General features: G+C 35.3%; 16 protein-coding genes. 15 read left to right on the top strand and 1 reads right to left on the bottom strand.

The window, feature by feature from the left end:
• Window positions 1-454 precede the first annotated feature (454 nt).
• The 11 genes from EKB01_RS02755 to EKB01_RS02700 all read left to right on the top strand — a co-directional run bounded on the left by EKB01_RS02755 (window position 455) and on the right by EKB01_RS02700 (window position 9,213).
• On the top strand, window positions 455-2,158 hold the full coding sequence (locus EKB01_RS02755; RefSeq protein WP_033585195.1) for a hypothetical protein: 1,704 nt from the start codon (window positions 455-457) through the stop codon (window positions 2,156-2,158).
• 155 nt (window positions 2,159-2,313) lie between these two features.
• The gene (locus EKB01_RS02750; protein ID WP_167265609.1) at window positions 2,314-2,931 is read left to right on the top strand and encodes a DNA alkylation repair protein; all 618 of its coding nucleotides are present in this window, start codon (window positions 2,314-2,316) and stop codon (window positions 2,929-2,931) included.
• Between the two features lie 200 nt (window positions 2,932-3,131).
• Window positions 3,132-3,938 (top strand): alpha/beta hydrolase, encoded by an 807-nt coding sequence (locus tag EKB01_RS02745; RefSeq protein ID WP_084851154.1) that lies wholly within the window; start codon window positions 3,132-3,134, stop codon window positions 3,936-3,938.
• Window positions 3,939-3,949: 11 nt separating this feature from the next.
• Window positions 3,950-4,078, top strand: coding sequence for an ADP-ribosylglycohydrolase (locus EKB01_RS02740; RefSeq protein WP_109290005.1), 129 nt, complete (start codon window positions 3,950-3,952; stop codon window positions 4,076-4,078).
• Window positions 4,079-4,181: 103 nt separating this feature from the next.
• The gene (locus EKB01_RS02735) at window positions 4,182-4,799 is read left to right on the top strand and encodes an SAP domain-containing protein (RefSeq protein WP_109290006.1); all 618 of its coding nucleotides are present in this window, start codon (window positions 4,182-4,184) and stop codon (window positions 4,797-4,799) included.
• 40 nt (window positions 4,800-4,839) lie between these two features.
• A complete protein-coding gene (locus EKB01_RS02730) occupies window positions 4,840-5,694 on the top strand; it encodes an ADP-ribosylglycohydrolase family protein (protein WP_167265607.1) in 855 nt (284 codons plus the stop codon).
• Window positions 5,695-6,297: 603 nt separating this feature from the next.
• Window positions 6,298-6,852 carry a hypothetical protein gene (locus EKB01_RS02720; protein ID WP_025169554.1) on the top strand — a complete coding sequence of 185 codons (555 nt, stop codon included), beginning with the start codon at window positions 6,298-6,300 and terminating at the stop codon, window positions 6,850-6,852.
• Between the two features lie 118 nt (window positions 6,853-6,970).
• Window positions 6,971-7,213 (top strand): hypothetical protein, encoded by a 243-nt coding sequence (locus tag EKB01_RS02715; RefSeq protein WP_000781504.1) that lies wholly within the window; start codon window positions 6,971-6,973, stop codon window positions 7,211-7,213.
• 262 nt (window positions 7,214-7,475) lie between these two features.
• Window positions 7,476-7,862: a hypothetical protein gene (locus EKB01_RS02710; RefSeq protein ID WP_033585209.1), complete on the top strand. Its 387-nt coding sequence runs from the start codon at window positions 7,476-7,478 to the stop codon at window positions 7,860-7,862.
• A 45-nt stretch (window positions 7,863-7,907) separates the two neighbouring features.
• Window positions 7,908-8,789, top strand: coding sequence for a diacylglycerol kinase family protein (locus tag EKB01_RS02705; RefSeq protein ID WP_167265605.1), 882 nt, complete (start codon window positions 7,908-7,910; stop codon window positions 8,787-8,789).
• Window positions 8,790-8,901: 112 nt separating this feature from the next.
• A complete protein-coding gene (locus EKB01_RS02700; RefSeq protein ID WP_000422663.1) occupies window positions 8,902-9,213 on the top strand; it encodes a hypothetical protein in 312 nt (103 codons plus the stop codon).
• Between the two features lie 52 nt (window positions 9,214-9,265).
• On the opposite strand, the gene EKB01_RS02695 is transcribed toward EKB01_RS02700, so the two are convergent.
• Window positions 9,266-10,285 carry a hypothetical protein gene (locus tag EKB01_RS02695; protein WP_167265603.1) on the bottom strand — a complete coding sequence of 340 codons (1,020 nt, stop codon included), beginning with the start codon at window positions 10,283-10,285 and terminating at the stop codon, window positions 9,266-9,268.
• Window positions 10,286-10,404: 119 nt separating this feature from the next.
• On the opposite strand from EKB01_RS02695, the gene EKB01_RS02690 reads away from it, so the two are divergent.
• The 4 genes from EKB01_RS02690 to EKB01_RS02675 are packed head-to-tail and all read left to right on the top strand — an operon-like array spanning window position 10,405 to window position 12,867.
• Window positions 10,405-10,911 carry a YfbM family protein gene (locus tag EKB01_RS02690; protein ID WP_033606440.1) on the top strand — a complete coding sequence of 169 codons (507 nt, stop codon included), beginning with the start codon at window positions 10,405-10,407 and terminating at the stop codon, window positions 10,909-10,911.
• 32 nt (window positions 10,912-10,943) lie between these two features.
• The gene (locus EKB01_RS02685) at window positions 10,944-11,795 is read left to right on the top strand and encodes a CbrC family protein (RefSeq protein WP_167265601.1); all 852 of its coding nucleotides are present in this window, start codon (window positions 10,944-10,946) and stop codon (window positions 11,793-11,795) included.
• A gap of 18 nt (window positions 11,796-11,813) precedes the next feature.
• Entirely contained in the window at window positions 11,814-12,326 is a 513-nt protein-coding gene (locus tag EKB01_RS02680) for a hypothetical protein (RefSeq protein ID WP_208288047.1), read from the top strand.
• Window positions 12,313-12,867: a hypothetical protein gene (locus tag EKB01_RS02675; RefSeq protein WP_109290013.1), complete on the top strand. Its 555-nt coding sequence runs from the start codon at window positions 12,313-12,315 to the stop codon at window positions 12,865-12,867. The genes EKB01_RS02680 and EKB01_RS02675 overlap by 14 nt, the downstream gene beginning before the upstream one ends.
• Window positions 12,868-12,874 lie beyond the last annotated feature (7 nt).

Here is a 12,874-nt window from a genome sequence, read left to right as displayed (position 1 = left end):
TTCTAAAGTTTAAGTTTAAACATTAACTCTATCACTTTCGTTCTATAATATAGATGCTTGCTAGCACCACATGTTGAGGCAGTATCACTGCTTGTACGAGCTGAGGTATCAGCGAAGTAGAAGTAGATGCTCCGCCCATGGGATAGGACTCGTAGAATGAGGAGGGGAATCGACGAAATGATACGGTAAGTCCGAACCGCTGAGTGTGTAGCTTTGCTGGTAAAAGCGTAAAAACCTTGTAACAGAGGGATAAGAAATGCCTTGAAGGTAAGACCTTTTCTCGTTTAGAGGGGAAGTATTAGAGTAACTGCTCATATTTTTTACTAGGTTTAATAACTTATTGGAGATGAATTCTATTTCTAAAAACACTGTGGGGATGCTTTTGTTTCTAAAGATAAGAAGTAAATGGGAATAAATGTATCCTCCTATCACTAGTTTAATAGAGGAGAAGATAATGTGGACTAAAAGAATACATTATTTAACCGAAGTAAATGAGCTTTCGGATTATCTAAAAAAGGTAAATAATTTCACTGACTGTATCATTAGCTCTTTCAGTTTCTATAGTGAAAAGAAATTATTATATCTAACAATTGAAGAGGATAAAGCCTCAAGTGATTTTACAAACTCTTCTTCACTAGTTTGGGATTTAAAGTGTGAATGTGTTAGTGATTTCCTCATGAAAGATATGGGTGGATTATCTAAATGGTGGCTTCATGCTCTATACTTTGAAGACAATTACCTTCATTTTCATCTGTTAGATGGCTATTTTTCATTTAAGGTAACTGATTTTAAATTGGGTATTCCTTATAGCTCTAAAACTTCAATTGGGAATGACATTCAAAGTTTACATATAGATTATCTACTTCAGGAATTTAAGGCTGGAAAGAATATAGACGAAACTTGCTTCTCGTTTGAAAGTGATCCTATAACAGAGTTTCGCTTTATTGGTTATTCAGAAAATGACCCCTTGCCATATTGGGCTGGTTTATGTGACTTACCTAATGGTGCTAGATTTCGAACGGCTGATGAACTTTTTAATGCTAAAATATATGATGGTAAGTCACTAAGAGAAAGATGGTCTGAGGTAACGCTATACAGCATATATGGATTTACGCTTGAAGAATGGCTAAGTTTTGTTGATCATTCAATCGAAACAGATGTTTTAGAGGTAGAAGATGAATATATTTTATGCATAAATGGTGTAAAATTAGATGGTTTTATAGATGATGACTTAGTATGTTTAAATTGTCATGCAAATCAATGTTATTTGGACGATTATGATGAGTATTTTTGCCCCTATTGTAATATATGGATGTATAAAGATTTTTGGGATAGGGACGAAACACATTATTTTAAAAAAAGACCTTTAGAACCAGAGTTGTTATGGAAACCATGTAAAGAATTGAATTTTTGTAATGTTCGATTCTTTTCGAATGACAAAGAATATGTTTATTATTGTTCTGATGAGTCAATAGAGAAATTTGATTGGATAGAAGTTCCTGTTGGAAACAACTCTAATCTAAAAGAAGCACAAGTTACTGAAGTTTTCAAAAAACAAGCCAACAAACCGCCGTTCCCTCTTGAAAAAATAAAAAAAGTAGAACGAAAATTATCTACTATAAACGAAAAGATAATAGAAACCAACAACAGTTTAATAAGTGAAGGAGTAATCTGCGATTTATCAGAAGCTAAAGAAGTGATGAATTCTAAGCAAGCTTATGATATCCTAAAAACACCAATCGGAAATTTTTGGTTAGAACTTAATGGTTCCCCCATAAAAATTTCCATTGGTGCACATTATCCAAATAATGATGATGAATACTATGTGGAGGCTTCCTATTACATAAAACCCTTCAATTCTGATTTTGAAAAGTTTAAATCGTTGACAATCTGCTCAGATATTGATTTAAGAAGTTCTAGATTAATAGATAATTTAGGAGGTGAGCATAAAGAGGGTTATAATTGGCAAGTCGATAATATTGATCTAGGTATTGTGGCTCATCCATATTCTTATCTAGAACAGGAAGTCTCTGAAACACCTGTTGGAGTTCCATATTATGCGGAATGGATTGAAAAATATAAGGAACTCTATGGATTTACAGTTGCTTGGAAATATTTTGTATCTGATGAGGATTTGTCAGTTTGGTTTAATACATAACATTTTTTATGTGTGTAAGTATCTAATAAATCAAAATACGAAGTTTTTCTTATTTCTAATTTTATTAAGTTACGTCAAGTGTTTAGAATTACTGGTAAAAGCGTTAAAAACTTGTATAGAATAATACTTAAAATTCTATGAGGAACCGAAGTTACATGAAAGAATATATTTTAAATTTAGAAAAAGAATTCTCTTTAATAGAAAATGGATTTAAAGAAGAAGAAAAAAGAGCTCTTTCTGACTATCAATCAAACGATATTGCGTATATCAAAGAATTAGCATTTCTAGCCTTTAAATCCAATGTATATCAAGTTAGAATGTACAGTGTATTTCTTTTTGGATACTTATCAGAACAAGATGATATTTTAGCATTTATGCGAGATAAAGTTTCAAAAGATGATAATTGGAGAGTTCAGGAAGTATTGGCGAAAGCATTTGATGAATTTTGCAAAAAAATAGGATATGAAAAAGCACTTCCAGTGATTGATGAATGGTTAAAAAATACCAATCCTAATACAAGGAGAGCAGTAACAGAGGGATTAAGAATATGGACGAGTAGACCATATTTCAAGGATAATCCAGATGAAGCTATTAAACGAATCGCAACATTAAAAGAAGATTCTAGTGAATATGTTAGAAAATCAGTTGGTAATGCTTTGAGGGATATTAGCAAAAAATTTTCAGAGTTGATCAAAGAAGAACTTGATAGTTGGGACGTTAAAAGTAAAGAGATTCAAAAGGTTTACAAGTTAGCAAGTAAATTTATTGAGTGACAATTATCAGCTATAAAGTTTGAAAAATGCTAACTATAAAATATTTTCATTCTAAAGTTTAATTTTAAACAACAACTCAGTCACTTTCGTTCTAAATATAGGAGTTTGCGATCACCACATGTTGAGGCGGTGTCACTGCTTGTACGAGCTGATTAAACAAGGGTGTAGCTAGTGAAAGTCCTACAATAAGGAGTTTAAACATGAAATTCCATGAATTTGGTGATAAGAATTTGCCTCCTATTTTACTGATACATGGTGGTGGAAGTTCTTGGTGGAATTATCTTCGTCAAGCACGAATCTTGTCAGAAGAATATCGTATAATTCTACCCACTTTGAATGGCCACGGCGAGGAATATCAACTTGATTATGTTTCTACTGAAGATTCTGCTTTGGAGATTCTAGACTATATCAAAGCAAACTGTGGTGGGAAATTGTTTGCAATCGGTGGTGTTTCACTTGGTGGTCAAATTGCCATGGAGCTTTTGTCTTTAGACAGTGAAATTGCAGAGAAGGCCATCATAGATGGAAGCCTCTGTATTCCTCAACCAAGGTTAGCTAAAATCAGCATCTTTCTAGTGTCTCTATTTGGTAAACTGATGTTCAATAAATTCTCTTGCAAACTTCAGTTAAGCATGATGAACAAACTCTATCCTAAACTGGCTTATCCAGAGGAAATAAAAGCTTATTATTTGGAGGATTTGCCAAGGACCCCTGTCAAAACATTGGTGACCATTTACAAAAACTATATGGGATGTTACAAGCTGAAAGATATGATTTCTGCTAGCAAGGCTCAGGTTCTGTATATTTATGGTGAAAAAGAATTGAACTGTGTGAAAGAATCAGCGAAATTATTTCATCAACTACATTCAAATACAATTTTGTATGAAGCAAAGGGCTATAACCACGGCTATTTATCAGCTTACCTGCCTTATGAGTGGATTGATTTGGTGGTGCCATTTTTAAAGAGTGACTCATTAGAAATGTGTAACGAATCTGATATGCCATAAGGAGGAATACCATGCTAGGAGCAATTATTGGAGATATTGTAGGTTCAGTTTACGAATGGAACAATATCAAAACGAAGGATTTTCATTTATTTCGGGAAGACTGCTTTTTTACAGATGATACGGTAAGTCCGAACCGCTGAGTGTGTGAGTTTGTTAGTGAAACGTAGTTAATCCTCAAAATAAAGAAACTAAAACTCCATTATTTTGAGATGAAAACCTAAACTGACTTTAAGGAGTGTTATATTGATAGAAAGCAGACCTGAGTTTGATAAAATCACATCCTTTGATGAATTTAATAAATACTATTGGTATCGGGATGAACTTTCACAGATATGCAAGTCATTAGGGCTTGAATATAGAGGTACAAAACAAGAACTGAATGATATTATTGAGCAGTACTTTAAGGGTAATTTGATTAAAAAATCATCAATAAAAAGGAATAAGAAACGAGTCGAAGTCCTTACCTTAAATACTCCCTTACTTGAATGTGGATTCTCCTTTAATGCATACTTTAGAGAATATTTCTCAACTTTAACAGATGTTTCGCCCTTTAAATTTACTGCTGATATGGCTACAGCTTGGAGAAAAGTAAAAAGAGAAAATGATTTGAGTTTTACAATCCAAGATATGCTAAAAGTTTATTATGGAAATTCAGATTATGCTAAGTATGATCATTCGGTTTGTCAATGGAATCAGTTTTTAAAGGATTTCTGTGCAGACGAAAATAGTGGTAACTACTCGAATAAACTAAAAGTAGCTTCTATTCTTTGGAAAGAAGTTCGAGACTCAAAGAAAGAAAAAGTTTATTCAAAAAAACTTTTGACTGAATATGCTGATAGAATAGACGAGTATGAAAAGTAGAAATGTCAGTCTCAACCAATAGTTTGTAAGGAGGAATACCATGCTAGGAGCAATTGTTGGAGACATTGTGGGTTCAGTTTACGAATGGGACAATATTAAAACGAAAGACTTTCCATTATTTCGTGAGAATTGTTTTTTCACTGATGATACGGTTAGGACCTGTGCTGTTGCAGAAGCTATTATGAATGGCGGTCAGAAGGATGACTTTATTGACGCCATGAAAAAATATGGTAGGATGTATCCCGATGCAGGTTACGGTGCAAGATTTGGGAATTGGGTTGATGGCGACGATCGAGAACCTTATAATAGCTTTGGAAATGGCTCAGCAATGCGTGTTTCTCCATGTGCCTGGACCATGGATTGTAGTTTCTGTGCACGAACGGGAGTCTGGCCGTCCAGAAGAGCAGTTGCACGACTTTCTGCAGAGGTGACTCATAACCATCCAGAGGGTGTCAAAGGAGCTATGGCGACGTCTGATACTATCTTTATGTGTCGTTATTACTTCGGAGGTTACAGTGGTGACTATGGAAAACCGATCAACGATAATCCTACAGAGTGTAAGAGACTTATCAAGGAGCATATAGAACAAGAGTATGGATATAATCTTTCACAAACACTAGATGAAATTCGTCCTACTTATCGTTTCAATGAAACTTGCCAGAATACGGTACCTCAAGCTATCATTGCCTTTCTTGAAAGTACAGACTTTGAGGACGCTATCAGAAATGCTATCTCTATTGGTGGGGATAGTGATACTCTTGCTGCCATCACAGGAAGTATTGCAGAAGCTGCTTATGGTATACCTGATTGGATTAAAGACAAAGCCTATACCTATCTAGATGAGCCTTTAAAAGATGTGCTCAGACGATGGGAGAAAGAAGTTTCGATATCATAACGGATACTAATTAGTCAGTATTAAACTCTGAAAAATAAGATTAAGGAAGTTGAGCAAATACTAGGGTAAAGAGTTATCACCTTTTGAGAAGAAAAGGCAGAAACAAACTTAACCAAGTCATGAGCTTGACCACTGAAAAACAGCAAAGCGACGAGATAACAAATAAACTCGTCACTTTTTTCTTTTAAATTAATGGTGTAATTAATCCATTTTGCTTTATTCAGCTATTTACTCAGATTTTTGTTTATTCATTAGTAAAATGCATGTTATTACTGCTATACAAGTTAGCAGAATCAAATACCATAGATTTGCAAGTCGAAGCCCTTTATCTAACATCAAGAAGAATCTCATAAAAAATATAGACTTGATGAATTGGTGAGCTTGTTTTCTATTTCAAAAGGTTATTTGGTCCAATAATAAATATCTGATATGTGAGTGGAAACGTGTTATAATTGAGGATGAGATAAGAGGAGGTAAGCCGGTGAAATTTTTAGCAATCAATCCTATTTAGTAAAAAAGAATGCTTGAACCTCTATCCTCACGTGTTAAATATATTAGTTTGCTAAAAAACTATCATCTATCCAAATATTGGAAGGATTAATGATGTATCTATTAGAATTGTACCAAAACAATTATTCAAAGGATTTAGTCTTATTTGAGACTTTAGAAGAAGGACGGGAATTTGTAACTCGAATCCCTGGGTATACATTAGAAAACGAAGATGGTTTTGAAGTGGAATATTTTAATTCAAAAAATCTACCGGATTATATGGAGATTGTCTTTAACGGGAATATTGTCCCTTTATCTAGGTTTTCGTTTAATTCTGAGGAAAATGTGGACATTATTTGGAAAGAGGTTTCGAATCTATCCTTTAAAAACGATAAAGTGATCGAAGGAGCTACAAAAGTAGACGCGTATGTCGTTAACAACGATGAAGTGAAAGCTTACGTCGAAGTCAGAGAAGCAAACTTCCGCAAGGCAAAAGCTTTCTTAGAAAGCAAAGGGTACGAAGTCGACAGAAGCTTTTTCGGAAGTGAAGACGGTGAAGCGATTGTCTACAGAAAACGCGACACCGAAGATTGGCACTTCCTATGTCACTTAGACCCGTTGTTTGTAGAGATTGAAGATGTCGAAGGATATGTGAAAGAAGCGATGTAAGATATTCAATAGTCAACCAAAGTTCTTTGTGAGTGTATGCTACTGCTTTAGTAGACGGATTGAGCAGTAAAGAGAAAACATCTAGCACTATCTAGCTTCTTAAGGAGAAATATCTATCATGAAAATGGAAATCGGGAAAACCTATCTTGTAAAAAAAGATATTTTTGGTTTAACAAAAGATGAACTTTGGACCTTAGTTGACAAGGGTTATCAGGCTTATTTTGGTGAACATAATTTCGTATTTGTCAATGATGATAAAGTGAAGGTATTTGCAGTTTTGAAAGATGGTTCAGAAGAAGATATGCAAATCTACCATCATCTGGATGACTATTTTGAAGAAGTTAATCGTGAGAATTTCTAAAGAATGTGAGATGAAAGTTGTATCTGTGAGTTTTAAACTTTGCTTAGACCCAATCTATCACTACCAAGTACAGGGAATTAATTTTGGGATAGACGTCCTTACAGAGGTTTTTCCGATTATCAAAAAGATCTAGACTGAGATAAAGGTAAGGGCCCGTTGGTTAGGTCTTTTTTCTGTTTATGTAGTATAATAAAAGGTGTAGGGATTCAATTTTTTAATAGGATTATTCTAAGAACGAAAACCATCTAGAAAGAGAAAAAATATGAAGCAATCACTTGAATTTTTAAGAGAAAGAATCACCGATAAGATGCCCTTAGAGGAAATGGTAGCAATCTTTGAAGACTTGTGTCGTGAGCCCATTGAGGATGAGATGATTTTATTTGAAACGGGGACATTTACAGCTATATCTGATAAGCCAATGTTTCAACTATCCTTAGTAAGACAAGCCTCAAATGAAGATGAAGAGTTTTATCAGGTTCACCTCGATATTTTCTATGAAGCATGTCAAGAGAATGAAATATTTCATGAATCGATCTGGGATGAAGATTTAGAGGAAAATATCTTTGATTACATTAGAGCTTCAGAGGTGTTTGCCTATGCTAAAGAGCAGGAATACCAAGCGATCAAAATTTATATGGACCAAACTTGAGATGGTTAGTTAAAGTAAGAAAATCTAATGACAGGAGAACAATAAATGAATAAAATTATGGTGATTATTAATCCAACATCTGGAGGTGAAAAAGCTCTGGATTATAAGGTGAAGCTGGAGAATAAAGCTAGAGACTACTTTGATGATGTAGAGATTAAAATTACGGAAAAAGCGCAAGATGCAACAAACTTTGCAGAAGAAGCTGCTCGAGAGCAGTATGATGCAGTTCTTGTTTTTGGTGGAGATGGGACTGTCAATGAAGTAATCTCTGGTATTGCTGAGAAAGACTATATTCCTAAACTGGCGATTATCCCAGGGGGAACTGGAAATCTCATTACGAAACTATTAGAAATCTCTCAGGATATTGATAGTGCTATTGACGAGCTTGATTTCAGTTCTACCAACAAGATTGATATTGGAAAATCAAATGGAAATTATTTTGGTTATATCTTTAGTATTGGCTCTTTGCCAGAAGCTATCCACAACGTTGGGATAGAAGATAAAACAAAGTTTGGTATGCTCGCCTATGCGATTAATACCATGAAGTCTGTGGTTACAGATCAAGCATTTAACATTAAAGTTGAGACTGATAATGGTAATTACATTGGCCCAGCCAGTCATGTTTTAGTTCTCCTCACAAATTATTTCGCTGACAAAAAAATCTTTGATGAAGACAAGGATGGTTATGCTAATATTTTGATTCTAAAAGATGCGTCAATTCTTACTAAATTGTCAGTTATCCCTGATTTATTAAAAGGGGATGTTGTCGTAAATGACAATATCGAGTATCTGAAAGCTCGACATATAAAAATCTCTTCAGATAGTGAATTGGAAACGGATGTTGATGGTGACAAATCCGATAATCTACCTGTAGAAATCAAGGTACTAGGTCAGCATATCGAAGTATATTCTCAACCGAAAGAATAAGAATTTTTTAACAGAGGGAAACATACACGGGAGTATCTAGATAAACCATTTTCATGAATAGTTAGAATAGCTCTCATACAAAAACAAGTTGTTGAAGATAAGGAGTAGATATATGGAATTACAAGATTTTACCGAAAAAGAACAAGAAATGATTAAAGAGGGACTAACTTTCTCTAAGCTTAACGATAAGGAAACTGCCGATAAGATTATCGCCTTACTTCCTCAAGATATGATTAAACGGATTCCGTTTTTTGTTAGAAAACATGCTATTACACGTACAGTCAAGAGAATTTCTCTTGAATATCCGGAATTGTACGCTGTTGCTAAACAAGAAGGTCAACTTCCAGAAAAGGAAGCTCAAGAATTGCGACAAATTCTTACAGATATTTTCCAAGAAAAAATGAACAAGCATAAGATTAAGTAGTTTTTAATCATTTACTTAATCTTATACTTGCTCGTATTGAAATGATACTATCTTATTCCCACATACTGTGTTGAGCTCTAACACCATAACGATCTATGGAACCATCTGAATTGAACTTGGCTTCAATCCTGTATCTTTTCCAGAGGTCGTAATCTGCCGTTTGAATGGTTAGGATGTAGTTTGAGTCAGTCTCAGCGACATTGTAATCAGCAGGATTGACTTCAAAGATATCGATTAATTTTCTTGTTTGAAAATCTTGGAGCTTGAGATTTGCTAAACTGACATGATTGATAGAAATCCCCTGCAATTGATGGGCATCCTTAGGCGTTCTATAGTAGGTAATGACACAGTTTTTGAGTTGATCAGTATCTTTGCCAGTAGGAGTAAGGATCATAAAACCATAGGACTGATCTTCACGCTTGATTTCGAGAAGCTGGCCGTAGTAGAAATGGTCGTTTTTTGGATTGGTGATGAAACTCTCTGCGCCTTTATCTCCAAAGGTAAAGCCTTGGTCTAAAAGCTCGGAAGCCTTGGTCTCCCCGATAATGACAGTGGTATCTTGAATGGTTACTGGAACAGGTTGAGCTGGAAGACCACTCATCATCATGCAAAACATAAAAACATAACTCGTTAAAAAGGCTGTCCCGACAAAAGCGTTGGTTGATGCATAGGCATGACTGTTTTGAAAGTTTTTTCTTATAGCTAATACGATTAATTTGCCGATACTTTTTAAAACCATACTAACAAGTACGATAAAAAATTGTTTTTTCAAACATTCATAAATTGCTTGCGGAAAGCTATTGCCACGATAGTAGAAGCCAGCCAATACCAGTAGATTTACGATTAAATAGATCAGCAAGAACCAATGAATCTCTTTAAGGGCATTAGCATCTGTGATTTCTTCATAGTCAACGTGAATTCTACCTTGAATGGCATGGCCGAGTTTATAGATCCATTTTGGGACATCTTTCCCTTGTCTGACCGCAACTACAAGTCTGATATAGAGATAGATAGTAAAGGACAAGGATAGAAAGAAAAGAGCATAAAAACCCAAAACAATACTAGTGAACATTACTATTTCCCCCTATTTAACATTCAATAAAACAATTTCTTAGCTCCATTATAGCATTTTCTAGGGAAATAGAGCTAGAAAGATCCGTATAATACTAACTGATTCAAAGGAGTAAAATCATGGGAATGATTGCCAATTATCAATATTTACCAGACGATGAATTAGATCAAATAAAAGGTCTTTCCAATCAAGAAGATGACTTGTTAGATTTTGCAGAGGATTCCGCTGATAGTCATGATATCTTACTAGATATTGACAAAATGTGGGATGCCTTGATCTTTGTCTTGACAGGATTTAGTAGTTCAGAATTTTTGGATGACAATCCCTTGAGAGAAGCGGTTTTAGGAGTGACTCCTTTAGAAGAAGTGTCTGAGTACATAGCCTATACTGAAAAAAATAAGATAGCCGAAATCATAGAAGCTCTAGAAAGTTTTGACATGCACAGAGCCTTGGAAGACTTTAGTATGGAAGCTTGTAAGAAGGCCGATTTGTATCCTAATATTTGGGATTATCTTGAGGAAGAGGAAGAAATAAAGGATGATATTTCAACCTGCTTTGTCAAAATGAAAGACTTTTACAAAAAGATTCTGGAGCTCAATGGAAATGTCCTAGTTACTATTTGTTAAGATTTTATGTCATCCATTAGGAAGGCGGCCAGATGAATCCATATTTACAAGAATATATCACCCGGACAAGGGAATACCATGCTAAAGATGGAAAGCCTTCAAGTGTTGCGGCACTCTATGATTTGGCTGATGAATTAGCTAAGTCTGATGATTTAGAAGCTAAAAAAGTCTTAGTTGACCTCTATGAACAATTGGGTCTCTACACTAGTGCCTATAGCTTATTTACCGAAATCTTAGATAAACCAGATCGAAAACAGAAAAAGAAACTGAGCCGTTTACAAGAAATGAATCAGAGTCATGGTGATCGTTATGCCCTTCCTCGTCCCCTAAGAAAAGAAGAGAAGAAGCAAAGACAGAAGTTATTACAGTCTTTGCCACATTTTCTCTATCATCCAGATCCCTTAGCTACAGGTTCATTTGTTGAAGGAGAAGCTAAGGTTTGTCCATCTTGTGGGAAAGAAAGCAATGTTTATTATGCTCTTAGACCCTACAGTATTGAAGAGGTAGAACATCTCTGCCCAACTTGCATTGCAAATGGTCAAGCAGCTAAAAAATTCGATGCAGAATTTATCCAAGATGCCGAGTGGCAGGGTGAATTGGATCCAGAAAAGAATCAGCTACTTTTTTGTCAGACCCCAGGATACTCTAGTTGGCAGGGAGAATATTGGCTTTCTTGTTGCCAAGATTACTGTGCTTACTTGGGTACAGTTGGAACTCGAGAATTGAAAGATTTGGGAATCGCTGAGCAAGTCTTGGCAGACTATGAAGCGTGTGAAGAATATCAAGAGGTAGAAGACTACTTGGTCAAAGACGGGCCTATCTGTGGTTATTTGTTTAGATGTCTACATTGTCAAAAATACCAGATCTGGGTTGATGCAGATTAAATCGAAATGTGATTAGCTATGAAAATTAAAGAGAAGACTATGGAAGAACTAGAATTATTCGAAGCTGCCTCCAAAGATTTATTTGATACTATGCAGGGATTTAAAGACAATCTATCTGTTCAATTTCCCCTATTAGATAGTGATAACTGGCAGTATGATAAGGGATCGATAAAAGTTTGTAAGGCTGATGAGTCAGGATTCAAAAAAAGATGTAGAGTCGGAATCAGCTACAACTTGAAAGTCTCCCTATTAAACGAAGATGCCGAGCAAATCTGGTTACTGTTTAAAGACTGGTTCAATACTAGCAGATTGGGTCAAGTTGAAAGAAATCCTAATAATGAGGATTTGGGAAGATACGTCTTCTCAGCAAGTTCCCCTCTAGGTGACCAGGTAGATTGTTCGATTTATTTGCCTAATGAGTGGAATATCCCTCAGATTAGCTTTTCAGGCTATCTAACAGCTCGTTACAGAGCTTGTGATCTTGATAAATCGAAGAATAAGATGGAGGTTTTTAGAGATGAGAAAGATTGATTGGGACAAGATAAAGACGCGCTTAGATGCCTTGCTTGTCATTGAAGAGTATCGAACAGATCCAAATAAGACCTGGCTTCGATTGATCGTTAAGACTGAGGAAAGCTACGGAATCCGTTACCTTATCGACAACGGTTCTGGTGATTCTCTAGATGTGATCTTTACTGATAAAATGATCCTTATAAAGGGCTTTGATCATGAAAGCAGTTTGAGTCAATTTGCTGCGGATGAGTGGAATCAAGACATCATAGACGGATTTTATAAAGGTCTGGATGAAAAGTATCTCTCACTTTATTCAAAAGACCAAAAGGATGAAACAACCTTCTTTATCTGGTATGACGATCACGCGCATCAACAGACTTACCAAGATCAGGATGGCGGAGAATGGTTGCTCTCTTACCTTTTTGATAGCTTTGAGAGATTTCATGAGTTTGTGACTGACTATTATGAAATTACCGTAGATAAAGATTTACTTAGGAAACTCTACATGGATGGACAACTTTCAGACATAGAAGTAAAGCAATTAATCCAGGAGTGTTAAGAGAGGA

It is taken from the genome of Streptococcus sp. CCUG 71758, assembly GCF_011714815.1.
GTDB classification, from domain to species: domain Bacteria; phylum Bacillota; class Bacilli; order Lactobacillales; family Streptococcaceae; genus Streptococcus; species Streptococcus halitosis.
This window is presented reverse-complemented; position numbering and strand designations above follow the sequence as displayed.

Coding starts and splice junctions, on each gene's coding strand:
- EKB01_RS02755 (WP_033585195.1), top strand. CDS start 455: ATGTGGACTAAAAGAATACATTATTTAACCGAAGTAAATGAGCTTTCG.
- EKB01_RS02750 (WP_167265609.1), top strand. CDS start 2,314: ATGAAAGAATATATTTTAAATTTAGAAAAAGAATTCTCTTTAATAGAA.
- EKB01_RS02745 (WP_084851154.1), top strand. CDS start 3,132: ATGAAATTCCATGAATTTGGTGATAAGAATTTGCCTCCTATTTTACTG.
- EKB01_RS02740 (WP_109290005.1), top strand. CDS start 3,950: ATGCTAGGAGCAATTATTGGAGATATTGTAGGTTCAGTTTACGAATGG.
- EKB01_RS02730 (WP_167265607.1), top strand. CDS start 4,840: ATGCTAGGAGCAATTGTTGGAGACATTGTGGGTTCAGTTTACGAATGG.
- EKB01_RS02720 (WP_025169554.1), top strand. CDS start 6,298: ATGTATCTATTAGAATTGTACCAAAACAATTATTCAAAGGATTTAGTC.
- EKB01_RS02715 (WP_000781504.1), top strand. CDS start 6,971: ATGAAAATGGAAATCGGGAAAACCTATCTTGTAAAAAAAGATATTTTT.
- EKB01_RS02710 (WP_033585209.1), top strand. CDS start 7,476: ATGAAGCAATCACTTGAATTTTTAAGAGAAAGAATCACCGATAAGATG.
- EKB01_RS02705 (WP_167265605.1), top strand. CDS start 7,908: ATGAATAAAATTATGGTGATTATTAATCCAACATCTGGAGGTGAAAAA.
- EKB01_RS02700 (WP_000422663.1), top strand. CDS start 8,902: ATGGAATTACAAGATTTTACCGAAAAAGAACAAGAAATGATTAAAGAG.
- EKB01_RS02695 (WP_167265603.1), bottom strand. CDS start 10,285: ATGTTCACTAGTATTGTTTTGGGTTTTTATGCTCTTTTCTTTCTATCC.
- EKB01_RS02690 (WP_033606440.1), top strand. CDS start 10,405: ATGGGAATGATTGCCAATTATCAATATTTACCAGACGATGAATTAGAT.
- EKB01_RS02685 (WP_167265601.1), top strand. CDS start 10,944: ATGAATCCATATTTACAAGAATATATCACCCGGACAAGGGAATACCAT.
- EKB01_RS02680 (WP_208288047.1), top strand. CDS start 11,814: ATGAAAATTAAAGAGAAGACTATGGAAGAACTAGAATTATTCGAAGCT.
- EKB01_RS02675 (WP_109290013.1), top strand. CDS start 12,313: ATGAGAAAGATTGATTGGGACAAGATAAAGACGCGCTTAGATGCCTTG.